The organism is Weissella sp. ESL1156 (assembly GCF_058505625.1).
The window spans coordinates 985,192-1,010,185 of sequence record NZ_CP196372.1 but is presented as its reverse complement, the minus strand read 5'-3'; the positions used below and the strand labels follow the sequence as shown (position 1 = coordinate 1,010,185).

The following is a 24,994-nucleotide window of genomic DNA, read 5'->3' as shown; positions in this document are numbered from 1 at the left end:
AAGGGGAAATATCATGGGTGTAATTAAATGGTTATTGGCTGCTGGTCCAACCGTATTTTTACCACTATTACTATTTGTTTTTGGATTAATTTTACGGATTAAACCAGGTAAAGCTTTTAAAGCCGCATTGATGGTTGGAATTGGATTTACTGGGTTGAACTTAATTATCGGTTTGCTAACCGATAACTTAGGACCCGCTGCACAAGCAATGGTTAAACACTTTGGCTTATCATTGAATTCTATCGATGTTGGTTGGCCAGCAGCGTCAGCTATTTCATATGGGACAACATTGGGTAGTTTGGCAATTCCAATTGGCGTGGCACTAAACGTTGTGCTATTGGTAATTGGTTTAACTAAAACACTTGATGTCGATTTATGGAATTATTGGCATATTGCCTTTTCAGGCTCATTGGTTTACGCAGCAACTCACAATTTTGGATTAGGTTTGTTCACAATGATTGTTCACGCAATGTGGATTTACTTCTTAGCTGATTTGGCTGCGCCAACAATTCAAAAACATTATGGCTTAGAAGGTATTTCATTCCCACAAGGTGCATCAGCTCCAGGATTCGTATTGGCATTGCCAATCAACTGGGTATTAGATCATATCCCAGGTGTTAAGAACATTCATTGGACACCTGAAACGATTCAAAAGAAGTTAGGTGTTTTTGGTGATTCAGCCGTTATGGGGTTGATTATTGGAATTGTGATTGGTGCTTTGGCACAATATAATTCAATTAAGATTTTAAAGCTTGGAATTACAACATCAGCCGTTCTCATTTTGATGCCACGTATGGTTGCTATTTTGATGGAAGGTTTGTCACCAATTTCAGAAGCAGCTAACACGATGGTGCAAAAGAAATTCCCAGGTCGTGACTTGTATATCGGAATGGATTCAGCTCTAGCAGTTGGTCAAGAAGCTGTTCTTTCAGCATCATTGATTTTGGTACCAGTATCACTATTGATTGCGGTTATCTTACCAGGAAACCGTGTGCTACCATTCGGTGATTTGGCAACCATTCCATTTATGTTAGCTGTTATGGCAGCAGTCTTTGGTGGTAATGTCTTCCGAATCGTTGTCGGTGGTGTCATTGATTTGGCAGTGTCTTTGTATATTGCATCATGGATTGCGCCACTGCTAACATCAGCAGCTAAGTCGGCACATTTCGCTATGAATGGTGCCACATCAATTTCTGTTTTGTCAGATGGTGGTGCTTGGACGACATTGCTAATCGTCGGACTTGGTAAATTGATGTCATGGGGCGGTATGGCAATTGTCTTTGTTATCGTTCTTGGTCTGATGATTTGGTTAAATAAATTTAAAAAGACAGACAAAGTAGAAGAAGTTTAACTATTTAAAATAGTAAATAGATAAAAGAGGAGTTTATATTATGGCAAAGTCATTAATGGTAGTTTGTGGAACTGGTATTGCAACATCAACTGTTGCATCAGGAAAAATCAAAGATTATTTGGAATCAGTTGGTAAGGCAGATCAAGTGAAGTTTTTACAATCAAAGATTGCAGATGAAGTTAGTGCAATTGAGGATGGTGATTATGATATCGTTGTTTCAACGACAATGGTGCCTAGTGCCATCAAAGACAAGGTTATTAATGGGGTTGCTTTATTAACAGGTGTTGGTGTACAAAAAGTGTACGACCAAATTGAAGCAAAGTTATAATTAAGTCGATCATAAACTAAGAACGTGCCACAAAATCATTTTATGACACGTTTTAGCCGGAACAGAAGTAACTGTTTCGGTTTTTTTAATTTTCTGGTAGGTCAGTAAATGCTAATTTTTGAATGATGACTTTGTGTTCTGGATATTGCTTGATTAGGGTAGCTTGTGTAAACAGTTCAAAATCACGATAATCAAAGCCAGGTGACACGACACAACTGACAACACTGTACGCTTGATCAACACTTGAGCCAAAAATAGTGTTTTTAGGAACAGTATAAGATAGTTGTTCACCTTTATCGACATTTGGACCAATTTTAATCGCTTCATAATGCCCATCAGGAAAAATACAATGTACAGTTAATGGGGCACCAGCATGATAAAACCAAGTTTCATCAGATGTTAAACGATGTAAATGTGATGGATTAGTTGCGGTTAGCAGGAAGATAATTGACGTATAAAGAGATCGAGTACCCTGTGGTAAATCAATTGTTTGGTCACTTTTTGCTGTTTCAATAAAATAACCACCTTCAGGATGGGGTGCAAGATTTAGATGATTAATCCAATAGTCCATATTTTTCATAAGAAAATTAGCTCCTTTATTTATTTTACGTATCATTATAACAGTTAAATGATTATGAACTGATACATTGTTATAAAAATGAGGATTATTGATGATCGTGATAAAATGGTGCTGGATAGTATGATGATTCAGGTACAACAATAAAAGAAGGTGATGTAAATGAGTGATTTGGCTATTAAACAGGCAATCATGGCAGATGAACAAAATAGACAATACACTGAACGAGGAATTGAACCGGTCTATCAAGTTGGTCCAGATGTTCGACTTCTAATCATTGGCCAAGCACCAGGTTTAAAAGTCGAACAAACGGGTGTGCCATTCAATGATAAAAGTGGTGACCGTTTACGCGAATGGCTAGGTGTAACTGCAAAAGAATTTTATCGTAGCGGTAAAATTGGTAATTTACCATTAGATTTTTATTTTCCAGGTAAGGGTAAAAGTGGGGATTTGCCACCACGAAAAGGCTTTGCTGAGAAATGGCATCCCCGTTTGTTAGCGACTATGCCTAAAGTATCATTAATCATTTTAGTTGGCGCATATGCCCAAAGATTCTATTTACCGATAAAAAAATCTGAAACAATGACAGCAGTTATTAAACGCTATCATGATTTTGGACCAAAGTATTTACCAATTGTGCATCCTTCACCACGAAATAATATTTGGCTACGTAAAAATCCATGGTTTGAAGCAGACATCGTGCCAGTTTTACAAACAAGAGTACGTGAGCTAATGAATGAAGGATAAGTAAATAATATGAAAGAAAACACAGATGTAAGAACATCTGTGCTTTTTAATGTATTTATTTTAGACGTCAAAGCGATGGTTTATCAGCTCTCTTTAAACGCGATAACCAATCAGTCCGTCCAAAATAAGCCACAAATATGTCACACGCCTTCGCTGTGCTACGGCAGCATGCCAAATTTGCACCTTATTTTAAACGTCAAAACGATGGTTTATCAGCTCTCTTTTTAATCAAATTCTTCGTATTCATTGGGATCTTGACCATCGATACGACCATCAGGACGATTTAGATCATTGATAGCGGCAATTTCGTTATTTTCTAATTCGAAATTAAAGATGTCAAGATTTTCTCGTTGATGTGCTGGATTTGAAGAACGCAGTACTGGAATAATACCGCGGTCAATGTGCCAACGAGTGATAATTTGACTAGTTGATTTACCATATTTCTCCGCAATTTTTTGCACAACTGGTTCTTTCAATGCAGAACTACCACGACCAAGAGGACTCCATGCTTCAACTTTAATACCACGACGAAGATTTTCTAAGATATTATCTTCTTGGACCCAGTAAGGGTGAATTTCAATTTGATTAACAGCAGGTGTCACACCAGTCTCTTCAATAATCCGATCCAAGTGTTCTGGCTCAAAGTTTGACACACCAATTGAACGAATGAGACCTTGTTTTTGTGCATCTACTAAAGCTTGCCATGCTTCAACGTAAAGACCACGCTTAGGTAGTGGCCAGTGAATAATAAATAGATCAAAATAATCTAATCCCATTCGAGCCAAAGACTCTTGAATGGCATCACGGGCACTTTCATAATCATGATACTTACCTGGTAACTTTGAAGTAATAAAAAATTCTGAACGTGGTACACCAGAATGGCGAATTGCTTTACCCACAATACCTTCATTGTCATAATTGGTTGCTGAATCAATAAGACGGTAACCACTCTTAATGGCTGCTAACACTTGTTGAAAGCCTGAACCGCCTTTGAGTTGATAGGTTCCGAGTCCTAAAATAGGTAATTGATGACCATCATTTAATGTAACGTTTGGAATTGACATAAATAAACCCCTCCTTAGTAATCTATGACTACTGTCGCATTTAAAGTCATAATTTGCAAGCAGTTGTTATCGCATTATCAATGAAGTAAAGGTAACATAGTGATAGTGATCTTTTTGGAGGAAAAAAGAGTGAAAAAAAGAATGTCTTTCAGTAATTTAGTTTTGGGATTATTCGCCTTGATGATGGGTGCTTTAGGTCTATATTCATTATTCGATGTATTTACGCCTCAAATTATTTGGTACCACTTAATATTAATGATAATTTTTTTAACAGCATTATTTATGAAGCGTTCACGGTTGCAATGGCTATTTTTGGCGATAGCAATCATTTGGTTTGTTAATGTCTTATGGGACGTTATTCGTTTGCTTTAAAGATAATTGTATAAGGAGAAAATATGATAACAATACCATTATCAAGTGAAACAGCTGTCTCAGCTAATCGGTTATTGCAACAACATTTATTGATTGTTGGGGCGACTGGTAGTGGCAAATCAACTAGTGCAATGACGATTCTACATGGCCTAATGATGCAAAATCAAACGACAATGATTATTGATCCAACTGGTGAATATACACATTTACCAAATGCAGTAGTTGCTAAGTTGGGGTACAATGCCTACATTGATTATGAACAATTAACAGGTCATGATTTAAATTTGTTATTTGGTGTTACTGATGCTGATATGCAAGAAAAAATGGCAGATGCTTTGGATAGTTTGAAGTTACAAAAGAATATTGTGCATGAACCCGGTATTTATCATAAAGTTAATCGATCATGGCAAGATTTTGAGCAAGATCGTCAGAAGTTATATCATTATCCGCAACCAGTTGAGTTAGGGTTATTGCCCGAACAGTTGCGCCAAGAATATGCGGTACCTGTCGATGATTTTGATTTGATTGGTCAACAAATAGACGAGACTAATTTTGCTAAATGTTTGCCCTTAATTCGACGCATTAAACGATTGACTAGTCAACAACGTTTTCAACGCTTATTTCATATGCCTTTACCAGAAGATGAACTTGTAACCACCAGTATGCAAACGGATGTCATGTATTTATTGCGTTTGTTTGCCAGTCAACGAAGCAATCATAAAATTTTAGTGATTGATTGTTCTGTTTTCGCAGATAATTTAGATTTAGGGAAAGTTATTGTTTCATTATTAACGACGTCATTATTACGTGAGAAGCAACAACTCAAACATAGTGTGCCAGTCACTTTATTGATTGATGAAGCCCATCGTTATTTGACGACGGATGAATTAGTCACTAATGGTATTTTTAGAATTACTCGTGAAGGACGTAAATCAGGCCTATTCTTAATGTTGACCACACAAAGTCCGCTTGATTTACCAGCGGCATTACTTGGTCAGTTTGGTAATTACTTGATTCATCGATTGAGTACATCTAGTGAATTAGCACAACTACCAATGATACAGAGTTATACAAAGCAGATTGTCAGTCAACACGTTGGTCATGCGCTATTAATAGGTGACCAGTTTATGCCACCAAAGTCATTGGTTGTATTATTAGTATCTGCAATGAATCATCAAACAAATACACCAAAATTTTTTTAAGCAAACATCATAAAAATCCTGTTCGGTAATGTTGTTTAACATTGGCCAACAGGATTTTTGAAAATAATTAGTGATGAGCTTTGCTTTCAGGTTCGGGAATGAAGGTATCGATTGCCGACCAAAAGGTAACGAGTGAAAAAACAATGACAAAGTGCCAAGCAATTGTAGTCCATGCGTTACCATAAACATTGGTGTAGGTATTAATTAATCGTTGCGCAAAAATAAGTGCAATAATCTCTTCAACTGCAATAACGAGCATTGTTAGTGCCGCTGCGGCAGCCAACACGGCACCAATTAATAGAATAAAGGATGCAATATGTTGAGCAATCCAGCGCAAAGACCATGCTTTAGCAGTCTTGTGATTCATGAGCTGACAACCTCCAATAATTAATAATATAACCATTATACGTGAAATTAGCGGTCATGGGAAAAATTCCATGAAATTCCTTAGAAACATTTTGTTAAAATTAATGTTTTGATGATTGATTAAGTTATAGCTAACAAAATGGTTGTCAAAAGGGGTATAATACAATTAGTTCAACTTAGATTAGAGGAGACATTTTATGGTCAACGATTGGATAAAAATTCATGGCGCACGCGCTCATAATTTGAAAAACGTCGATGTTGCTATTCCAAGAGATAAATTTGTTGTGATGACTGGTTTGTCTGGATCCGGGAAAAGTTCATTAGCTTTTGATACATTGTACGCTGAAGGGCAAAGACGTTATGTTGAAAGTTTATCTTCTTATGCACGTCAATTTTTAGGACAAATGGATAAACCAGATGTTGATGCAATTGATGGGTTAAGTCCTGCCATTTCGATTGATCAAAAAACAACATCAAAAAATCCGCGATCAACTGTGGGTACAGTAACTGAAATCAATGACTACTATCGTCTGCTATTTGCACGAGTTGGTAAGCCTGATCCTGCTGCCGATGGCACGATTGTTATGAAGTCAATTGATCAAATGCTAAATGATTTATCAGAGCGTTTGCCTGAAGGCAGTCGTATGCAAATTTTGGCGCCAATTATTCGGCATAAACGTGGATCGCACGCAACGGCCTTTGAACGTATTCAAAAAGAAGGCTTTGTACGTTTTATTGTGGATGGTGAAATGCATGAAGTGACTGATGATATTGACTTAAATAAAAATAAGTATCATGATATTGCAATTGTTGTTGATCGTATTATTTTGAAAGATAGTTCGCGCGCCCGGTTATTTGAATCGTTTGAATCAGCGATGCGTTTAGCTGAAGGCTTGGTCATGGTAGATGTTATCAGAGGTGAACAGTTAACCTATTCAGATCATTATACTGGTCCATTGAAGAAATTTGCAGTTGGTAAATTAGAACCACAATTGTTTTCTTTTAATGCACCTTTAGGAGCCTGTCCAGTTTGTGGTGGATTGGGTATGACGTTAGAAGTGGATATAGATCGTGTGGTACCAGATGCTAGTAAAACACTAGCAGAAGGAGCCATCGATGCTTGGAATCCAATCTCATCATCTTACTATCCAGAGATGTTACGCCAATTTGCTGAAGCTTTTAATGTGCCAATGGATGTACCTTTTGAGAAACTAACTGATGAACAACAAAAATTAGTATTATATGGTTCTAGTGATCAGACATTCCATTTTCATTATGAAAATGATTTTGGGGGTGTTCGCGATGTTGATGTCCCATTTGAAGGCGTTATGAATAATATTGATCGTCGTTATCGTGAATCAAATTCAGATTTTACGCGTGAACAAATGCGAAGTTATATGGATGAATTAACTTGTAAAGCATGTCATGGCTACCGCTTAAATGAGGGGGCTTTATCCGTTAAAATTGGTGGTCAAAATATTGGACAAGTATCTGAAAAATCTGTTGATAAAGAATTGATCTTTTTTGAAGAATTGTCTTTTGGTCAACAAGATCAAGAAGTTGCAGCACCAATTGTTAAGGAAATCAAAGATCGGTTACGTTTCTTAAAGAACGTTGGCTTAGACTACTTGACGCTCTCACGATCGGCTCGGACTTTATCAGGTGGTGAAGCCCAACGTATTCGTCTTGCAACTCAAATTGGTTCTAATTTATCGGGTGTGATGTATGTGCTTGATGAGCCTTCAATTGGATTGCATCAGCGGGATAATGATCGTTTGATCCAGTCTCTTCATCAGATGCGTGATTTAGGCAATACATTGATTGTTGTTGAGCACGATGAAGATACCATGCGAGCAGCTGATTATATTATTGATGTTGGTCCAGGTGCTGGTGAACATGGTGGTGAAATTATCGCAGTGGGAACACCAGCAGAGATTGAAGCAAATCCACGGTCATTGACTGGTCAATATTTGGTTGGTAAGCAATTTATTCCCGTACCAGATAAAAGACGTCCAGGTAATGGTAAAAAAATTACGGTGACAGGTGCTTCTGAAAATAATTTGAAAAATATTAATGTTGATTTTCCTTTAGGAAAGTTTACAGTGGTAACAGGAGTTTCAGGTTCAGGTAAATCAACGCTAGTCAATACCATCCTTAAGCGAGCTCTTAAAATGGAATTAAATCGTAACTCTGAAAAACCTGGGAAATATCGTCAATTAAAAGGGTATGATAATATCGATAAAATTGTGGATATTGACCAGAGTCCTATTGGTCGTACGCCACGATCAAATCCAGCGACTTATACAGGCGTGTTTGATGATATTCGAGCATTATTTGCACAAACAAATGAGGCCAAAATGCGTGGTTATAAAAAGGGACGTTTTTCATTTAATACGAAGGGTGGTCGTTGCGAAGCCTGCAAGGGTGATGGGGTCATCAAAATTGAAATGAATTTCTTACCAGATGTCTATGTGACGTGTGAAGTTTGCGGGGGAACCCGTTATAATTCGGAAACACTTGAAGTTACCTATCGTGGTTTGACGATTGCGGACGTCTTAAACTTGACGGCTGAGCAAGCAGTAGACTTTTTTGCGGCCATTCCTAAAATTCACCGTAAGTTACAAACAATGGTTGATGTAGGTCTGGGTTATGTGAAATTAGGGCAATCGGCAACGACTTTATCGGGTGGTGAAGCCCAACGAATGAAGCTAGCATCTGAACTACAACGTAAATCAACAGGTAAGACCTTCTATATACTGGATGAACCAACAACTGGACTTCACGTAGCGGATATTGCCAGACTACTTGAGGTATTGCAACGTTTGGTTGATGGTGGTAATACTGTCCTGATTATTGAACACAATCTTGATGTGATCAAAACTGCTGACTGGTTGATTGATATGGGTCCTGAAGGTGGTGAAGGTGGTGGTAACATCTTAGTGACGGGTACGCCAGAAAAGATTGCTGCAACACCAAATTCATATACGGGTCAATATTTAGCACCAATTATGGCTCGTGACCGGCAACGTGCACTTGATCAAAAATCTTAATAACTTGCAATGTTGTTTTGTAGCGCTTATACTTATTATTTGTAAGCTATAATGATAGATGGAGAAGTGATAATCATGGCAGAAAAATTAGATGTTGCATCAGCTCGTCGTAAGATGAAAAGCCCAAATATTAAGACACGTAAGCGCGCGTTGAAGGCGCTTCATGAAGCAAGTCGCCAAACAACAAAAAAGTAATTTTTAATGCTCCGTAATGATTAGATAATTAGTCTGACATTATGGAGCATTTTCAGTTACGAGCGACTCCCGAGTATATCGTAAAAATGATACAATAGATAGGATAAACTAGGAGGAGGATGACCAGATGGGCAAAAAAGAATTAGTGATTGTCACTGGTATGAGCGGTGCAGGAAAAACGGTTGCCATTCAAGCTTTTGAAGATTTAGGTTACTTTACTGTACAGAATTTACCCCCAGCAATGTTGCCCAAGTTTTGGCAAATGATTTCTGATGAAGATAATATTCAACGTGCGGCTGTCATGATCGACTTACGATCACAAAGTTTTTTTGAAGACTTAGATAATGAAGTGCGTCAATTAAGAAAGAATAGTCATGATAAGTATGATTTAAAAATTATTTATATTGATGCTTCAGATGAAGAACTTGTTGCACGCTATAAAGAAACACGACGTTCACATCCATTATCTGGTGAGGGGGGCACACTATATGGTATCCAGCTTGAAAGAGAAAAATTAGCACAAATCTATGATTTAGCGAGTGAAATTATTCATACAGATGATTATGCACCTCGTCAATTACGTAATTATATTCAAGAACATTTTGGTTCTAAAAGTGATCAAGCCGGCACATTTTCTGTCCAAATCATGAGTTTTGGTTTTAAATATGGTGTCCCGCTAGATGCGGATTTGATGTTTGACGTTCGCTTTTTGCCTAATCCTTATTATCAACAAACAATGCGACAAAAGACGGGGTTAGATAAGCTTGTGGCGGATTATGTTTGGCAATCTAATGATGCGCAAACATTTTATAAACGACTATATGAACAAATTGTTTGGTTATTGCCTAAGTATAAAACGGAAGGCAAAAGCACGTTAACAATTGCCTTTGGATGTACTGGTGGGCAACATCGTTCAGTTGCTTTTGCCCATCGTTTAAGTGAAGACTTAAGCCAAGACTGGATTATTAACGAACGACATCGTGATATCGACCGTCGAAAGGAGAGCACTAATCGATCATGACTAATCAATATACTGTGAAACGAATGCCAAAGATTGTTGTCATTGGTGGTGGTTCTGGTCAACCGGTCGTGCTTGATGGTTTAAAAAAATATCCAAGTGATTTAACAGCAATCATTACTGTTGCAGATGATGGGGGCTCATCGGGAACGCTACGTGACTATCTGCAAATGGTACCGCCTGGTGACATTAGAAATGTCATTGCAACGCTATCTAATTTACCAGAAAGTATCATTGATATTTTTCAATATCGTTTTAAACCAGAAGATGATATGTTTGCACATCATTCATTAGGCAATCTTATTATTGCTGCAATGGCCGAAAAAGAACATGATATTTTTGATGGTGTGCAAGTGTTAACGAAATTAATGCGTGTGCAGGGGCACGTCTATCCAGTTGCAAATGAACCGTTAGTGTTGCATGCAGTCTTTTCAGATGGTACGGCATTAGCTGGAGAAGCTGAAATTACAGCGGCTCATAAAGTAATTGATCATATTTGGGTGACGCCGCAAGCTGATGAACAACGTCAAGTACAAGCACCAACGCAAGTCGTTAATGCTATTTTAGAAGCAGACATCGTTGTACTTGGACCAGGTAGTTTGTTTACTAGCATTCTGCCAAATTTGATGGTACCAAATGTCGCAGATGCTTTACGTGCAACGCGAGCTAAAATTGTTTACATTGCTAATATCATGACCCAAAAAGGTGAGACGGATAATTTCACCGATGCTGATCATGTTAGAGCAATCAATAACCATGTTGGGGAACGAATCGTTGATGCCGTTATTATGAATACTGGTAAAGTACCAGATGACTATATTGATTGGCAACGGTGGAATGAAATCTCATTCCAGGTTCATTCTGATCCAGCAGCTGTTCGAGCACAAGGTGCAGAGCCGTTGCTAGGTGATTTATTAGCATTGCGAGATGATGGTGCTTTTCATGATGGGGATGCGGTTGCCCAATTAATTATGCAATTAACGCATCAATCACCAAAATAAATGAAGTGGAGGTGGCAATAATGTCATTTGCAAGTGATGTTAAAAAAGAATTAACCACCTTAGAGATTAGTAATCCAGATAATGCGAAAGCGGAACTATCAGCATTACTACGAATGAATGGGTCATTAGGCTTAACTAATCAACATTTTACATTGAATGTGCAAACAGAAAATGCGGCCACTGCTCGGCGTATCTTAGGCTTATTACAACAATTCTATCGATTACCTTCCGAGATTTCAGTGCGTCGTCAAATGAAATTAAAAAAGAATAATTTGTACGTCGTAAGGATCACACAGGGCGTTAGTGAATTGCTAGATGATTTGCATATTTTTGAAGGGTTTGAACTATTACCGACAGTACCTGATGAGTGGTTAGCTTCAGAAGGTAAAGCACGATCATATTTACGAGGCGCCTTTTTAGCAGCAGGTTCCGTTAATAATCCAGAAACTAGTCGATATCATCTAGAAATATATTCTTTATATGAAGAACAAGCGATTCAATTGGCTGGTCTCATGAATCGTTTTGATTTGAATGCCAAAGTTGTTGAACGGCGTTCAGGATTTATTGTCTATCTAAAAGAAGCAGAAAAGATTGGCGATATGATGAAAGTGATTGGGGCAACTAATGCCATGTTTCGCATGGAAGATGTGCGTATTATTCGGGATATGCGTAATTCAGTCAATCGTTTAGTCAATGCAGAAAATGCTAATTTGGATAAGACAGTGAATGCCAGTCAAAAGCAAATTGATGATATATTATTCTTAGATGAAGAAATTGGCTTAGGCCGTTTACCAGAAAAGTTACGTGAAATAGCTGAAGTACGGTTGGCACATCGTGAAGAACCGTTATCCGCACTTGGTCAATATGTACCATCTGGTGAGATTTCTAAATCAGGAGTTAATCATAGGCTCCGTAAACTCACAAAAATGGCTGATGAAATGCGTGATACCGGCCGAGTACCTAAAGAATTACAGCAAAAATAGTTTATAAAAAATAAATTTTGACCATTCTTGACTTAATGTTAGAATGGTATTATGTTCTTGACTTTGAACATCAGGAGGAAAGTATAAATGACACCAATTCCATATGTTATTGAGCAATCATCACATGGTGAACGCTCATATGATATTTTTTCACGTTTGTTGATTGACCGGATTATCATGGTCAATGGTGAAATTGAATCTCAAATGGCAACGGCAATTATTGCCCAGTTGCTATTCTTAGATGCCCAAGATCCAGATAAGGATATTTACATGTACATTAACTCTCCAGGTGGAGAGGTTAATGCAGGTATGGCAATATATGACACAATGAATTTTATTAGTGCTGATGTCCAAACAATTACGATCGGTTTGGCAGCGTCAATGGCGTCAGTATTAGCCTCTTCAGGTGCGAAGGGTAAGCGATTCATTTTGCCTAATTCACAATTTATGATTCACCAACCATCTGGTGGTGCGCAAGGTCAACAGACTGAAATTGCAATTGCTGCGGAAGAAATTTTGAAGACACGTAAGAAGTTGAATCAAATTTTGGCAGATAATACAGGTAAGCCATTTGAAGAAGTTGAAAAAGATACCGAGCGCGACCACTGGTTAGATGCTGAGGAATCACTTGCTTATGGTTTGGTTGATAAGATTATGACTAGTGCGAAAGATAAGGGTTAATAATTAACTTTCGCTGAAAATTTAATATTGACAATGGGTGTCGTGACATGATTTAAAATTCATGTCACGACACCTTTTTTCACAAAGTTTGAGAAAGCGCTTTCTTTGTTGACATATAGCCCATTTAGAGCATACCATTAGATATGGAAAGTATTTTTGATGGTTAAATAAATACTTTCCTATTGTGAACCTATGCACATTGTGTAAGCGCTTTTAATCAAAAATATGGATAATAGTTTTGCTATTATTAAAGTGATTTGTCCCATATTGAAACGTTGAATATTGGTTCTACGTGTATTATACGTTGAATATTTCACAAATGTATCTATAATTAAAAGTGTTAAGACATGCTTTGGAGGAAATAGGATAATGAAAATTTTTGCATATGGTATTCGAGAAGATGAGCAAGCCGCACTACGCGAGTGGGAGTCAACCCACCCAGAAGTAGAAGTAGACTTTACTGATAAGCTGTTGAATCCAGAGACTGCTAAGTTAGCTGAAGGCGCAGATGCAGTTGATGTATACCAACAACTATCATACACACCTGAAACGTTGACCGCTTTGCATGAATTGGGCATTAACAAAATGTCGTTACGTAATGTAGGTACAGATAACATTGACTTTGATACAGCTCGTCGCTACGACTTTTCAATTTCAAACGTTGCCGTATACTCACCTAATGCAATTGCTGAGCACGCTGCAATTCAAGGAGCTCGCGTGTTACGTCAGTCAAAGGCATTAGACAACAAGATTGCTAATCACGATTTGCGTTGGGCACCAACAATTGGTCGTGAAATGCGCATGCAAACATTTGGAATTATCGGAACAGGTCATATTGGACGTGTTTTGATTAATATTTTGAAGGGTTTTGGTGCTAAGATTGTTGCTTATGATGTATACCACAACGCTGAACTTGAAGCAGAAGGTGTTTATGTTGATACATTAGATGAATTGTATGCACAAGCTGATGTGATCTCACTTCACGTTCCAAGTTTGCCAGAAAATTACCACATGATTAACGCAGAATCAATCGCTAAAATGAAGGATGATGTTGTATTGATTAACGTTTCTCGTGGTGATTTGATGGATATTGATGCAATCATTGATGGCTTGGATTCTGGTAAGATTTTTGGTCTTGCAATGGACGTATATGAGAACGAAGTAGGCTTGTTTAATAAGGACTGGTCACACGAAGAGTTCCCTGATGCAAAAATTGCAGATTTGATTACACGTGAGAATGTTTTGGTAACGCCTCACACAGCATTCTATACAACTAAGGCTGTATATGAAATGGTTACACAATCAATGAATGCTTCACTAGCTTTTATCAAGGGTGAAGAGACACCTAATGAGGTGAAGTATTAATCAGTTTATTGTAATAATGATTGTGGGATTTCATTATTGCGGAGTAGGTATGTGATTACATCACATTAAATTAGAAAGGTAATTTAATATTATGGCTAGCGCAGTTTTTGACGGTTCTTATGAACTAAAGTTTAAAGATTTTTTCTTTAAAGTGTTGTCTGGGTCTGCTCAAGGTATCTTGATTGGTGTTCTACCATCAGCTGTTTTAAAATATGTTATTCGCCCATTCGTGCAAAGTGGAATGGGTTGGGCAGTTGATTTGAGTGCTATCTTGACACTGTTCTCATCATTTATTCCTTTGTTAATTGGTTTAGCAATTGCCATGCAATTTAACATGAAGGCTTTGGATGTTGGGGTTATGGCAATTGCGGTTGGTGTTGCCTGTGGTTCAATTAAGTGGGCTTCAGTGCCAGCTGGATTTGCGAATCCAGTAACTGGTGTAAAAACAGTTGCACCTAGTACCATATACATGGCAGCTGGTGCTGGAGATGTTATCAACGCCATGATCGTTGCAGCGATTGGGGTCCTTGTTATTTGGCTAATTGCTAAATACTTATGGGGCTTTGGTTCATTAGCAATTATCTTAAGTCCTATCGTTGTCGGTGGTGGTGTTGGTTTGATTGGTAAGGAAATTGCACCTTACGTTGGTGAAGTAACAACTTGGATTGGTAAGATGGTGCAATTGGCAACTGATCTGCAACCATTGCCAATGACGATTATCATTGCCATGGCCTTTGCGGTTATCATTGTGACGCCAGTTTCGACAGTTGGTATTGCTTTAGCAATCTCATTGTCAGGATTAGGATCTGCCGCTGCAGGTGTTGGTATTGTTGCAACGACTGTCGTATTATTGGTTAACTCAATCAAGGTTAACAAAGTTGGAACTTCAATCGCTATCTTCTTGGGTGCGATGAAGGGTATGATGCCTTCAGTCTTTAAGAAGCCGGTAACGTTGATTTCATTTATGGTTGCTGCTGGAATCTCAGCTATTCCAATTAGCTTCATGAACGTACAAGGAACACCGACATCAGCTGGATTTGGTTGGATTGGCTTTGTTTCACCTATTCAGTCAGTTGTTCGTGATGCTGCCGATAAGGCTTTCCAAACGAATACAATTGGTGTGATGGCAGCTGTTATCATTTGGGTAGTTGTTCCAATTATTGCCGGATTCTTAGTTGATTGGCTATTTACAAAGATTCTTAAGCTTTATAAGCCAACAGACTTTGAACAAGATATTTAATATTAAAAGAGCGTGTGACAAAAGACGGTTTGAAGCCGATTGTTACAGTAAGGCTTCAGTCTTTTGGAACACGTTTAAAGGCGCTAATCTATCAATTTTGATTGGTAGATTAGCGCCTTTTTCAGCTGATCATAACGACTTATGTCTCAGCCCCCTTTTGTATGAATAGGAAAATACTTTAATGAAGAATGCTCAAAATTCCTGACCGACAAGCAATTGTTTAGGGGCTTATAACTTGTAACTTGTCGCTAACTAAAAAAACAGCGGATGATTTTAATCATCCGCTGTTTTAATAATCGTTTATTTTTATCTATAGCTAAATAGATTAATAAATGAGCTTACTTAGGTGAAACAACTTGCTTACCATTGTAAGTGCCATCTGCAGCAACGTGGTGGTTACGTACGTAAACACCATTTTCGTTCATGTGAATGGCTGGCGTCTTTAATCCGCCTTGACCGCCGCGACGAGTGCGCTTTGCGTGCTTTGAAACTTTACGTGCAGGAACTGCCATAGTTATATCCTCCCTTACACCGCCGTGTAGAAAGAAGGCAGTGCTTAATAATCTATTTTTTTCAACTGTTCTAAATTACATTATTTTACAGCGTTTGTCAAGTGCTACCCCTTGATGTGAGTGTGAATTAGAAAAGTAAAAGCGTTTGTAACTTTACATTTTATTGGGGTAGCTAGATAATGAGATATACCCAAATTAACATGTTTGTTAGTTATTTATTTGCTAATAAAGTATTATAGTCATTTAATACTTACAAATTGATTGTTTTGATAGCTTAGAATATTTGGGGGTTATTGGCAAAAGGGGCAACGGTAGGCTATTTTGCTTACTAGTTAGTATAACCAGTAATAGTATGATAGGAGAGTATAGATGGCAATTGGTAAACAATTCAAACACATTCTTGTCGCTGTTGATGATTCAAATTTAGGTCAAATGGCTTTAGTTAATGGCATTCACCAGGCACGTGAAGATAATGCGAAATTAACCATTATTTCAATTTTTGAAAAGGGACAGTTAAATGTTTTTGATTTCTTTTCAAAAGAGAGTACAACAGCTGCAGAAGATGATGTTCAACGTGCATTAAAGCGATATCGTGAAATGGCTTTAGAAAATGGTGTCACAGATGTCGATACGCGTATTGCAGAAGGAAAGCCCGGTGAGGTCATCGTTAAAGATGTTATTCCTGCTGTACAGCCAGATATGGTCGTGATTGGTTCACATTCACAACAAGGAACAGAAAAATATTTTGGATCACAGTCAAGTTACGTTGCAAACAACGCACCTGTCACAGTCATGATTGTTCGTTAATAAGAAACGATTCTTAGAGATTAGCCATTCGCGGGCTAATCTTTTTTTTCAAAAAAATTAGTCTGACACGGTGAAAATCATTCGTTAAAATTATTTCTGTGACAAACAAAATGATTTTGGAGAAAAAAGATGACACTTGTGGCACAATATATTAATGCTTACTTAGCAACGTTAAAATATTTAAATGACACGGTTGCGGAACCGGCGGCGGTTTATGATCTGTCTTTTGAGCAATATTTAATTATGCGTAGTGTGGCGCAACATGATGGGCTAACTTTGACTGATATTGTTGCACGGCGTCAAGTGACGCGTGCTGCTATATCAAGGCAGATTCGTATGCTTCTACGGAAAAAATATATTTGGCAAGAAGCAGATATTACCGATCGTCGTCGCATGTTATTACATTTAACGATACATGGTTACAAAGTTGAACAAGCTTTGAGTAAACAAATTGAAATGCGTTTTGAAAATTGGATTTTAGAAGTAGGTGATGAAAGGGCCAAAAAAATATTAACTTTCATGGAGCGATTTGGTGAAAATATACCAACCAATATATAGGAAAAGTAAATTGACAAGCTAACTTTTTGGTTTGAATTGTATATCGTGAATATCTTTTTTGTTTGATTAGGCTTGAATTTGTGGTTAGTATGTTGTATGATTTAATAGTTGTTTTTGGGCATTAGCCAAGTGGTAAGGCAATGGTTTCTGGTGCCATCATGCACTGGTTCGAATCCAGTATGCCCAGTTTTACAGATGCGGGAAGTGTTAGTTATTCGTTAAGAATGGTTAACGCTTTTTGTTTATCATTATTTGTCAAAATCGTTAAAAAGATTGGTGGCATTAGAGTTGCAAAAAACAAAGTTAGTCGTTATGATAGTGGAGCAAGTTTGAGAAGATTATAAATAGCCAGATAGAGACGACCGTTTGTACGACGACCGCCCTTTTTGATGTGCGTTGTTGCGACGGTGTCTTTGGTTATGACACTTTAATAATGGTTTCCATTATTGTCTATTTTTTGGAGGAATGAATTATGACACAACACCATCAAAAGGTTGTTTTGGTTGGCGATGGCGCTGTTGGTTCATCATATGCTTTTGCATTGATGCAACAAGGTATTGCTGAGGAGTTAGTAATTGTTGATATTGACCAGAATCGAACGACAGGAGATGCTATGGATCTGGAAGATACAACTGCTTGGACATTTAATAAGCAGGTCTGGTCAGGGACATATGCAGATGCTCATGATGCAGACTTAGTTGTTATTACGGCTGGTGCGCCACAGAAGCCAGGTGAAACACGACTGGATTTAGTTGATAAGAATTTAAAAATTATGAAAGTCATTGTGTCAGAAATTATTGCCAGTGGGTTTAACGGTATCTTCTTAGTTGCTGCTAATCCAGTTGATATTTTAACGACTGCTGTACAAAAAATGTCGGGGTTTTCAAAAGAACGTGTCTTTGGCTCAGGGACGTCGCTAGATACAGCGAGATTACGAGTGGCATTGGGACGACGATTTAAAGTTGCTCCTGAAGCAGTGTCAGCATATATTCTGGGTGAACATGGCGATTCAGAATTTGCCAACTTTGATGAAGCGACCATTGGTGGTCGTCCATTGAAGGTATGGGCAACTGAAGCAGGAATGACAGCTGAAGATTTAGAACAAATCTTATTTGATACAGCACATAAGGCTTATGACATCATTGCGCGAAAAGGTGCAACCTTCTATGGCATCGGCGCATCCTTAGCACGTATCACGCGAGCAATTTTCCGTGATGAACGAATCATTTTACCAGTGGGTGCACCGTTGGATGGACAATACGGATTAAATGATTTGTATATTGGGACACCAGCTGTAATTGGTGCAAATGGTATCGAGCAAGTGATTGAAGTGCAATTATCAGATGATGAACAAGCAAAAATGCAAAAATCTGCTAAAATGTTGATAGAAATTTTGAATAAAAGTTTATAATAAATGAAAACGCTTTATATTCGATTATTATACGTATTGTGAAAAAATGAACTACCGTTATGTCTAAAATAATGGTAGTTTTTTACTACTAAATATTGACAGAACGCGCTACAATATAGGCATTGATGCTTATTGGCAATATATTAAAGAGGTAGAGTACATGTCTGAAGAAAAGAAGACTGGTGCCGACTTAGTTGTCGACAGTTTAAATAACCATGGCGTTGACTTAGTGTTTGGTATTCCTGGCGCTAAAATTGATCGTTTGTTTGAAAAATTAGATCATCCTAGTGAAGGTAAGAAAGCACCAAAATTAATTGTGACACGGCACGAACAAAATGCTGTTTTTATGGCACAAGCATTTTCACGTATCACTGGTAAAACTGGTGTCGTTGCAGTTACTTCAGGACCTGGGGTTGGTAATTTAGCTTCTGGTTTGATGACGGCGACTGCTGAAAATGATCCGGTTTTGGCAATTGGTGGTCAAGTACAACGTAAAGATTTATACCGTTTGACACATCAAAGTACACCATCAGCAACTTTGTTTGCACCAATTACAAACTATTCAGTAGAAATTCAAGATCCAAATAACATTTCGGAAATTATTTCAAATGCTTTCGCTGCTGCAAATGGTCCAAAGCCAGGTGCCGCATTTGTTTCGTTACCACAAGACGTTGATGAAGCTGAAGTAAATGCAGCGGCATTACCAGCAGTTAAGCCGGCACGTTATGGTGCTGCAGCTGCCGAAGATATTGCTTGGCTAGCAGAGCAAGTTAAAGCTGCGGAGCTACCAGTCTTGTTAGTCGGTGCACGTGGTTCAGATGATGCGACAACGGCAGCCTTGCATGCATTACTTGAACAAACAACATTACCAGTTGTTGAAACATATCAAGGTGCAGGTGTTATTTCTCGTGAATTAGAAGAAAAGACTTTCTTTGGTCGCATTGGTTTCTTCCGTAACCAAGTTGGTGACCAATTATTAGCCCAATCTGATTTGGTTATTACAGTTGGTTATGACGCAATTGAATATGAACCACGTAATTGGAACAAGAATGCTGATTTGCGTATTGCGGCAATTGATACACAAGCTGTTCAAATTGACAATAACTTTACGCCTGAACGTCAATTAGTTGGGACACTAGCTGATACTTTGAAAGCATTGCAAGAACAAATTGCAGGTTATGAATTACCAGTTGCTTCTCAGAACAAGTTGACTGAATTTAAGGCTGCTTTACATGCGGCAGAAGAACCAACGTATACACCAGCACAAGCAAATCTAAACCACCCATTGAACATTATTAAGTCATTACAAGCACACATGACTGATGAAATGACCTTATCATCAGATATTGGTTCACATTATTTGTGGCTTGGTCGTCATTTTAAGTCATATGTGCCACGTCATTTCTTGATTTCAAATGGTATGCAAACGTTAGGTGTCGGATTACCTTGGGCTATGGCTGCAGCAATGGTTCGGCCAAATGCAAAGTCTGTCTCAGTATCTGGTGATGGTGGTTTCTTCTTTTCAGGTATGGAATTGGCAACTGCTGTTCAACTACACTTGAACACGGTGCACATTGTTTGGCAAGATAATTATCACTATGATATGGTTAAGTTCCAAGAGGAAGTTAAGTACAATGGTGAGTCAGCAGGTGTCAAGTTCTCAAATATTGACATTGTGAAGTTTGCCGAGTCAGCTGGTGCCAAGGGATTGCGTGTTGAAACACCTGACCAATTGGATGCGGTTATGGATGAAGCTTTTGCAACCGAAGGACCAGTTGTTGTTGATATTCCAGTAGACTACTCACATAATTATGAATTAATGTCACAATTAATTGATGCAGAATAATATAAAAAAGCGTCCAGTTCACTGGGCGTTTTTTGTTAAAATACCATATTAGGAGGAAAATCATGGCAACAGTTTATCAACATAGTACATTAGAAGCTTTGATGGGGAAAGTGTTAGGTGGTACGGCCACTTTAGCTGAATTAAAAGAGCATGGGGATGCAGGTATTGGTACTTTCGATGGTCTTGATGGTGAGATGATTATGGTCGATGGTGAGGTTTATTATATGGACGGTGAAGGAACGATTCATCACGTGACAGATATGAATAAGACGGTACCATTTGCGACTGTTCATCATACTAGTGATCCATCAGAAAAAGTGACCTTCAGTGCTGGTAATATGAAAGAGATGGTTTCGCTTGTTCGTGATCGTGAATTAGAGAATACATTCTCAGGTGTAGTTTTGCGAGGTAGTTTTGATTATATGAAAGTTCGGTCGGCACCTAAGTCAGAACGACCATTTCCATCGTTATCTGAAATTACAAAAACACAACGCGAGTTTGAAAAACGCGATGTGACAGGAACATTAGTTGGTTACTATTCACCTGAATTGTATCAAGGTACTGTTGCAGCTGGTTGGCATGTTCATTTTTTGAGTGACGATCGTACCTTTGGTGGTCACGTACTAGGATTTGATGCGAATGAGCTTGAAGGTGATTTAACGATTTTTAATGATTATGCACTCCACTTGCCTATTCAAGATAAAGATTTCCGTGAGCATCATGTTGAAATGGCTGGTCTGAAAGAAGGCGTTGCAGCAGCAGAAGGTTCACAAGATTAAGTATTTATACGATAGTAATGACAACAGCGAATAGCGTTGCCATTACTATTTTTTTTATAGTAGAGATAGTATCATATAAGTAGAGGAATAATGGGAAACATGACTTATTATAAGGGAGTGAATCATGACAGAAATGATGAAGGCGGTTGTAACAACAACGGATGCGAACAAACCATTGATAGATAAGAAAATTGAACGACCAAACATGTCGAATCATGATGTGTTGGTTAGAGTTGCTGCAGCAGGCATGAACCCGGTAGATATGAAACAATGGGAATTAGCTGCAGCAGCAGGTCAAGAACGTGTATTGGGATTTGATGCGGTTGGCGAGATTGTCGCAATGGGGGATGATGTGACAAAATTCGCGATTGGTGATCGTGTGTTTTTTGCCGGTGAATTAGGTCGGACTGGTTCTAATGCTGAATATGAAGTTGTTAGAGAAGCGTTGATTAGCGAAGCACCAAGTAGGTTATCGAATGTAGAAGCTGCTGCAATGCCGTTAACATTTTTAACAGCATATGAAATGCTTGCTGATAAATTTCAGATAGAAATGGTTGCCGATGGTGCTAAAGGTGAGACTTTATTTGTGATCAATGGTGCTGGTGGTGTTGGTTCAATGATGATCCAATTAGGCAAATGGCTGGGAATGACAGTTATTGCGACCGCTTCACGTCAAGATACGATTGATTGGGTTAAAAAGTTGGGGGCAGATTTTGTGGTCAATCATTGTGATGATTATGTGACGGCGGTAAAAAAATTAGGGTTTACAACAATACCCTATATTGCTGTACTACATTCACTTGATCAACATTTTGAATCAGCTGCTAAGTTGGTTGATGTATTTGGCCATATTGGTGCGATTGTGCAATCAACGACACCACTGCCTGTTGGTTTGATTAAGAATCAAGCAGCATCACTTGATTGGGAATTTATGTTTGCAAAAACAAATGCTGGTAAAAATGTTGCGACGCAGGGAGCCGCATTGACTTTGTTAGCTAAGTTAGTTGATGAGGGTGTTGTACAATCAACGTTAACCAAAACAATGACGGGGTTATCTGCAAAAACGATTTTAGCAGCACAGAGAGAAGTTGCTATTGGAAATATGATTGGTAAGTTAGTTATTGAATATTAAAATATAATTAAATATATTCAAAAGAATGGACTTTTTATGAACAAAAAATTTATTCTTTTTTATAAAAAAATCGCGTTTTTGACTTGCACTCTATGCATGAGAGTGCTAATATAGATAATGTAAGCAAGGTCAATAAAGGTCAAACAAACGGCAACTATTGTATCTATTGGGAATAATGAATATAAAAGAGATTGTAAGGAGGCTGGTAATATGGCACAAGATCCATTTGGTTTTTCAAATTTTGATGATATTTTTCGTATGATGAATAATGAAGCAACAAGGGCACAACAAGCACAACGTACCCAGCAAAGGCCCCGCCCACAAATGGGACAAGGTAATGGGGGCAATAATAATGGTCAAGGTGATAGTTTACTTGATCAATACGGTATTAATTTGACTGAAATGGCACGTAAGGGTAAGTTCGATCCAGTAATTGGTCGAGATGATGAAATTGCTCGTGTTATTGAGGTGCTTAACCGTCGAACAAAGAATAATCCAGTATTAATTGGTGAAGCTGGCGTTGGAAAGACAGCGGTTGTAGAAGGTTTAGCACAGGCCATTGTTAACGCAAAGGTACCTGGTAAGCTGCAAGGTAAAGAGGTGATTCGTTTAGACGTTGTCTCACTTGTTCAAGGAACAGGTGTGCGTGGTCAATTCGAAGAGCGTATGCAACAATTGATGGATGAAGTATCTAAACGTGAAGACGTCATCCTATTTATTGATGAAATTCACGAAATTATGGGGGCAGGAACAGCAGGTGAAGGTTCAATGGATGCTGGTAATATCTTAAAGCCTGCCTTAGCTCGTGGTGAGTTCCAGTTGATTGGAGCAACGACATTAAATGAGTATCGTAAAATTGAAAAGGATGCAGCGATTGCTCGTCGTTTCCAAACAGTTCAAGTCAATGAGCCATCAACAGATGAGGCACTGCAGATTTTGAAAGGTATTCGTTCGCGCTATGAAGACTACCACAAGGTAAAGTATTCAGATGAGGCACTAGAAGCAGCTGTTAACTTATCAAATCGTTACATTTCAGAGCGTTTCTTGCCAGATAAGGCAATTGATTTAATTGATGAAGCGGGTTCTAAGAAAAACTTATCAGTTAAAATCGCTGATCCAAAAGAACTAGAAAATAAGATTCATTCAACTGAAGCTCAAAAACAATCAGCTATTGAACGTGAAGATTATGAGAAGGCAAGCAAGTTACGTGATCAAGTCAATAATTTGGAATTACAGTTAGAAGCCGTTAAGCAACAAGCACCACAAAATGAAGCTGCACAAACAGTAACAGTGGAAGATATTCAAAAAATTGTTGAGGAAAAGACTGGTATTCCTGTTGGTGAATTAGCAGAAACGGAACAGACACAATTACGAAACTTAGGTGATAATTTATCAGCTCATGTTATTGGGCAAGAAGAAGCCACTGAAAAGATTGCGCGTGCCATTCGTCGTAATCGCGTTGGCTTTAATAAAACTGGTCGTCCAATTGGTAGTTTCTTATTTGTTGGACCAACAGGTGTTGGAAAGACTGAGACGGCTAAGCAGTTGGCAAAGGAACTATTTGGTACAACTGATAGTATGATTCGATTCGATATGTCTGAGTACATGGAGAAACATTCTGTTTCAAAGTTGATTGGAGCACCAGCTGGGTATGTTGGTTATGAAGAAGCTGGTCAACTAACTGAAGCGGTTCGTCGTCGTCCTTATTCATTGATCTTACTTGATGAGGTTGAAAAGGCACATCCTGATGTGATGAACATGTTCTTACAAATTTTAGATGATGGTCGATTAACTGATGCACAAGGTCATGTGGTGTCATTTAAAGATACTATTATTATCATGACATCAAATGCGGGTACCGGTGTCAAAGAAGCAAAGGTTGGTTTTGACCCAGAAGACAGCCAAAGTGGTTCACATCTACTAGAACGCCTCGCACCATATTTCAAGCCAGAGTTTTTGAATCGTTTTGACGGCATTGTTGAATTCAATGCACTTTCAAAAGAAAACTTATTAAAGATTGTTGATTTGATGATCAATGATATGAATGCTGCAATTGCAGAAAAGGATTTGCACATTACGATTACTGACGATGTCAAGCAAAAGATTGTCGAATTGGGATATAATCCTGAAATGGGTGCTCGTCCATTACGTCGTGTTATCCAAGAACAATTAGAAGATCAAATTGCTGACTTTTATCTAGATAATCCTGAAGCAAAACAATTAATTGCAAAGTTAGTTGATGATAAAATCACTATTGAAAAAGATGAAAAATAAGTTGAATAAAGTTGCTAAATTATTTAATAAAGTATAAATGATTTATAGGCGGTAGTTAGGACTACCGTCTTTTTTTGTACAAGAATGATGCTCTGATTTTTTTAAATGCATTAAAAACGAACAAAATAAAGAAAA

Annotated in this window: 24 protein-coding genes and 1 tRNA gene; 21 read left to right on the top strand and 4 right to left on the bottom strand. The window is 38.1% G+C overall.

The features are described from left to right. The first annotated feature begins 13 nt into the window (after positions 1–13). The gene (locus ACSKY2_RS05065) at positions 14–1,351 is read left to right on the top strand and encodes a PTS galactitol transporter subunit IIC (RefSeq protein ID WP_489877000.1); all 1,338 of its coding nucleotides are present in this window, start codon (positions 14–16) and stop codon (positions 1,349–1,351) included. 40 nt (positions 1,352–1,391) lie between these two features. After that, a complete protein-coding gene (locus tag ACSKY2_RS05060) occupies positions 1,392–1,679 on the top strand; it encodes a PTS sugar transporter subunit IIB (protein ID WP_489840822.1) in 288 nt (95 codons plus the stop codon). An 85-nt stretch (positions 1,680–1,764) separates the two neighbouring features. Here the strand turns inward: ACSKY2_RS05060 and ACSKY2_RS05055 are convergent, their stop codons facing one another. Further along, positions 1,765–2,259: a cupin domain-containing protein gene (locus tag ACSKY2_RS05055; protein ID WP_489876999.1), complete on the bottom strand. Its 495-nt coding sequence runs from the start codon at positions 2,257–2,259 to the stop codon at positions 1,765–1,767. Positions 2,260–2,418: 159 nt separating this feature from the next. On the opposite strand from ACSKY2_RS05055, the gene ACSKY2_RS05050 reads away from it, so the two are divergent. After that, positions 2,419–3,003, top strand: a complete 585-nt coding sequence (locus tag ACSKY2_RS05050) for a uracil-DNA glycosylase family protein (protein WP_489876998.1) — start codon at positions 2,419–2,421, stop codon at positions 3,001–3,003. A gap of 224 nt (positions 3,004–3,227) precedes the next feature. Here ACSKY2_RS05050 and ACSKY2_RS05045 read toward each other — a convergent pair whose 3' ends face one another. Continuing rightward, positions 3,228–4,067, bottom strand: a complete 840-nt coding sequence (locus ACSKY2_RS05045; RefSeq protein WP_489876997.1) for an aldo/keto reductase — start codon at positions 4,065–4,067, stop codon at positions 3,228–3,230. 129 nt (positions 4,068–4,196) lie between these two features. Here ACSKY2_RS05045 and ACSKY2_RS05040 point away from each other — a divergent pair, with 129 nt between their 5' ends. Together ACSKY2_RS05040 and ACSKY2_RS05035 are read left to right on the top strand one after the other, a co-directional pair. Then, positions 4,197–4,439 carry a hypothetical protein gene (locus ACSKY2_RS05040; protein ID WP_489876996.1) on the top strand — a complete coding sequence of 81 codons (243 nt, stop codon included), beginning with the start codon at positions 4,197–4,199 and terminating at the stop codon, positions 4,437–4,439. 23 nt (positions 4,440–4,462) lie between these two features. Then, positions 4,463–5,641, top strand: a complete 1,179-nt coding sequence (locus ACSKY2_RS05035) for an ATP-binding protein (RefSeq protein ID WP_489876995.1) — start codon at positions 4,463–4,465, stop codon at positions 5,639–5,641. Between the two features lie 67 nt (positions 5,642–5,708). On the opposite strand, the gene ACSKY2_RS05030 is transcribed toward ACSKY2_RS05035, so the two are convergent. Continuing rightward, positions 5,709–6,008, bottom strand: a complete 300-nt coding sequence (locus ACSKY2_RS05030) for a hypothetical protein (RefSeq protein WP_489840828.1) — start codon at positions 6,006–6,008, stop codon at positions 5,709–5,711. Between the two features lie 196 nt (positions 6,009–6,204). Here ACSKY2_RS05030 and uvrA point away from each other — a divergent pair, with 196 nt between their 5' ends. The 8 genes from uvrA to ACSKY2_RS04990 all read left to right on the top strand — a co-directional run bounded on the left by uvrA (position 6,205) and on the right by ACSKY2_RS04990 (position 15,540). Next, a complete protein-coding gene (gene uvrA, locus ACSKY2_RS05025) occupies positions 6,205–9,057 on the top strand; it encodes an excinuclease ABC subunit UvrA (protein ID WP_489876994.1) in 2,853 nt (950 codons plus the stop codon). A 75-nt stretch (positions 9,058–9,132) separates the two neighbouring features. Then, positions 9,133–9,252 carry a putative metal homeostasis protein gene (locus tag ACSKY2_RS05020; protein ID WP_002827852.1) on the top strand — a complete coding sequence of 40 codons (120 nt, stop codon included), beginning with the start codon at positions 9,133–9,135 and terminating at the stop codon, positions 9,250–9,252. A 127-nt stretch (positions 9,253–9,379) separates the two neighbouring features. Continuing rightward, entirely contained in the window at positions 9,380–10,273 is an 894-nt protein-coding gene (gene rapZ, locus ACSKY2_RS05015) for an RNase adapter RapZ (RefSeq protein WP_489876993.1), read from the top strand. Continuing rightward, the gene (locus ACSKY2_RS05010) at positions 10,270–11,271 is read left to right on the top strand and encodes a gluconeogenesis factor YvcK family protein (RefSeq protein ID WP_489840831.1); all 1,002 of its coding nucleotides are present in this window, start codon (positions 10,270–10,272) and stop codon (positions 11,269–11,271) included. Before rapZ ends, ACSKY2_RS05010 begins: the two co-directional genes overlap by 4 nt. 20 nt (positions 11,272–11,291) lie before the next feature. After that, the gene (gene whiA / locus ACSKY2_RS05005) at positions 11,292–12,254 is read left to right on the top strand and encodes a DNA-binding protein WhiA (RefSeq protein WP_489840832.1); all 963 of its coding nucleotides are present in this window, start codon (positions 11,292–11,294) and stop codon (positions 12,252–12,254) included. Between the two features lie 87 nt (positions 12,255–12,341). After that, entirely contained in the window at positions 12,342–12,935 is a 594-nt protein-coding gene (locus ACSKY2_RS05000; RefSeq protein WP_489876992.1) for an ATP-dependent Clp protease proteolytic subunit, read from the top strand. A 369-nt stretch (positions 12,936–13,304) separates the two neighbouring features. Beyond that, positions 13,305–14,300 carry a D-2-hydroxyacid dehydrogenase gene (locus tag ACSKY2_RS04995; protein ID WP_489840834.1) on the top strand — a complete coding sequence of 332 codons (996 nt, stop codon included), beginning with the start codon at positions 13,305–13,307 and terminating at the stop codon, positions 14,298–14,300. Positions 14,301–14,391: 91 nt separating this feature from the next. Continuing rightward, positions 14,392–15,540, top strand: coding sequence for a PTS sugar transporter subunit IIC (locus ACSKY2_RS04990; RefSeq protein ID WP_489876991.1), 1,149 nt, complete (start codon positions 14,392–14,394; stop codon positions 15,538–15,540). A 338-nt stretch (positions 15,541–15,878) separates the two neighbouring features. Here the strand turns inward: ACSKY2_RS04990 and rpmF are convergent, their stop codons facing one another. Next, a complete protein-coding gene (rpmF, locus tag ACSKY2_RS04985) occupies positions 15,879–16,052 on the bottom strand; it encodes a 50S ribosomal protein L32 (RefSeq protein ID WP_002827844.1) in 174 nt (57 codons plus the stop codon). Between the two features lie 369 nt (positions 16,053–16,421). Here rpmF and ACSKY2_RS04980 point away from each other — a divergent pair, with 369 nt between their 5' ends. The 8 genes from ACSKY2_RS04980 to ACSKY2_RS04945 all read left to right on the top strand — a co-directional run bounded on the left by ACSKY2_RS04980 (position 16,422) and on the right by ACSKY2_RS04945 (position 24,859). Continuing rightward, positions 16,422–16,859, top strand: a complete 438-nt coding sequence (locus ACSKY2_RS04980; protein ID WP_489840836.1) for a universal stress protein — start codon at positions 16,422–16,424, stop codon at positions 16,857–16,859. Positions 16,860–16,988: 129 nt separating this feature from the next. Continuing rightward, positions 16,989–17,417 carry a MarR family winged helix-turn-helix transcriptional regulator gene (locus ACSKY2_RS04975; protein ID WP_489876990.1) on the top strand — a complete coding sequence of 143 codons (429 nt, stop codon included), beginning with the start codon at positions 16,989–16,991 and terminating at the stop codon, positions 17,415–17,417. 115 nt (positions 17,418–17,532) lie between these two features. Continuing rightward, a tRNA-Gln gene (locus ACSKY2_RS04970) sits at positions 17,533–17,604 on the top strand. Positions 17,605–17,889: 285 nt separating this feature from the next. After that, positions 17,890–18,828, top strand: coding sequence for an L-lactate dehydrogenase (locus ACSKY2_RS04965; protein ID WP_489840838.1), 939 nt, complete (start codon positions 17,890–17,892; stop codon positions 18,826–18,828). Between the two features lie 160 nt (positions 18,829–18,988). Next, complete coding sequence (gene alsS, locus ACSKY2_RS04960; protein ID WP_489876989.1) at positions 18,989–20,674, top strand: acetolactate synthase AlsS; 1,686 nt, start codon at positions 18,989–18,991, stop codon at positions 20,672–20,674. 62 nt (positions 20,675–20,736) lie between these two features. Continuing rightward, on the top strand, positions 20,737–21,453 hold the full coding sequence (budA, locus tag ACSKY2_RS04955) for an acetolactate decarboxylase (protein WP_489840840.1): 717 nt from the start codon (positions 20,737–20,739) through the stop codon (positions 21,451–21,453). A 124-nt stretch (positions 21,454–21,577) separates the two neighbouring features. Continuing rightward, positions 21,578–22,585: a zinc-binding alcohol dehydrogenase family protein gene (locus ACSKY2_RS04950; protein ID WP_489876988.1), complete on the top strand. Its 1,008-nt coding sequence runs from the start codon at positions 21,578–21,580 to the stop codon at positions 22,583–22,585. Between the two features lie 210 nt (positions 22,586–22,795). Further along, positions 22,796–24,859: an ATP-dependent Clp protease ATP-binding subunit gene (locus tag ACSKY2_RS04945; RefSeq protein ID WP_489876987.1), complete on the top strand. Its 2,064-nt coding sequence runs from the start codon at positions 22,796–22,798 to the stop codon at positions 24,857–24,859. The last annotated feature ends 135 nt before the right edge of the window (positions 24,860–24,994 follow it).

Coding starts and splice junctions, on each gene's coding strand:
- ACSKY2_RS05030 (WP_489840828.1), bottom strand. CDS start 6,008: ATGAATCACAAGACTGCTAAAGCATGGTCTTTGCGCTGGATTGCTCAA.
- ACSKY2_RS04980 (WP_489840836.1), top strand. CDS start 16,422: ATGGCAATTGGTAAACAATTCAAACACATTCTTGTCGCTGTTGATGAT.
- whiA (WP_489840832.1), top strand. CDS start 11,292: ATGTCATTTGCAAGTGATGTTAAAAAAGAATTAACCACCTTAGAGATT.
- rapZ (WP_489876993.1), top strand. CDS start 9,380: ATGGGCAAAAAAGAATTAGTGATTGTCACTGGTATGAGCGGTGCAGGA.
- ACSKY2_RS05035 (WP_489876995.1), top strand. CDS start 4,463: ATGATAACAATACCATTATCAAGTGAAACAGCTGTCTCAGCTAATCGG.
- uvrA (WP_489876994.1), top strand. CDS start 6,205: ATGGTCAACGATTGGATAAAAATTCATGGCGCACGCGCTCATAATTTG.
- ACSKY2_RS05060 (WP_489840822.1), top strand. CDS start 1,392: ATGGCAAAGTCATTAATGGTAGTTTGTGGAACTGGTATTGCAACATCA.
- rpmF (WP_002827844.1), bottom strand. CDS start 16,052: ATGGCAGTTCCTGCACGTAAAGTTTCAAAGCACGCAAAGCGCACTCGT.
- ACSKY2_RS05020 (WP_002827852.1), top strand. CDS start 9,133: ATGGCAGAAAAATTAGATGTTGCATCAGCTCGTCGTAAGATGAAAAGC.
- ACSKY2_RS05010 (WP_489840831.1), top strand. CDS start 10,270: ATGACTAATCAATATACTGTGAAACGAATGCCAAAGATTGTTGTCATT.
- ACSKY2_RS04975 (WP_489876990.1), top strand. CDS start 16,989: ATGACACTTGTGGCACAATATATTAATGCTTACTTAGCAACGTTAAAA.
- ACSKY2_RS05045 (WP_489876997.1), bottom strand. CDS start 4,067: ATGTCAATTCCAAACGTTACATTAAATGATGGTCATCAATTACCTATT.
- ACSKY2_RS05050 (WP_489876998.1), top strand. CDS start 2,419: ATGAGTGATTTGGCTATTAAACAGGCAATCATGGCAGATGAACAAAAT.
- ACSKY2_RS04945 (WP_489876987.1), top strand. CDS start 22,796: ATGGCACAAGATCCATTTGGTTTTTCAAATTTTGATGATATTTTTCGT.
- alsS (WP_489876989.1), top strand. CDS start 18,989: ATGTCTGAAGAAAAGAAGACTGGTGCCGACTTAGTTGTCGACAGTTTA.
- ACSKY2_RS04990 (WP_489876991.1), top strand. CDS start 14,392: ATGGCTAGCGCAGTTTTTGACGGTTCTTATGAACTAAAGTTTAAAGAT.
- ACSKY2_RS05065 (WP_489877000.1), top strand. CDS start 14: ATGGGTGTAATTAAATGGTTATTGGCTGCTGGTCCAACCGTATTTTTA.
- ACSKY2_RS05000 (WP_489876992.1), top strand. CDS start 12,342: ATGACACCAATTCCATATGTTATTGAGCAATCATCACATGGTGAACGC.
- budA (WP_489840840.1), top strand. CDS start 20,737: ATGGCAACAGTTTATCAACATAGTACATTAGAAGCTTTGATGGGGAAA.
- ACSKY2_RS04950 (WP_489876988.1), top strand. CDS start 21,578: ATGACAGAAATGATGAAGGCGGTTGTAACAACAACGGATGCGAACAAA.
- ACSKY2_RS04995 (WP_489840834.1), top strand. CDS start 13,305: ATGAAAATTTTTGCATATGGTATTCGAGAAGATGAGCAAGCCGCACTA.
- ACSKY2_RS04965 (WP_489840838.1), top strand. CDS start 17,890: ATGACACAACACCATCAAAAGGTTGTTTTGGTTGGCGATGGCGCTGTT.
- ACSKY2_RS05055 (WP_489876999.1), bottom strand. CDS start 2,259: ATGAAAAATATGGACTATTGGATTAATCATCTAAATCTTGCACCCCAT.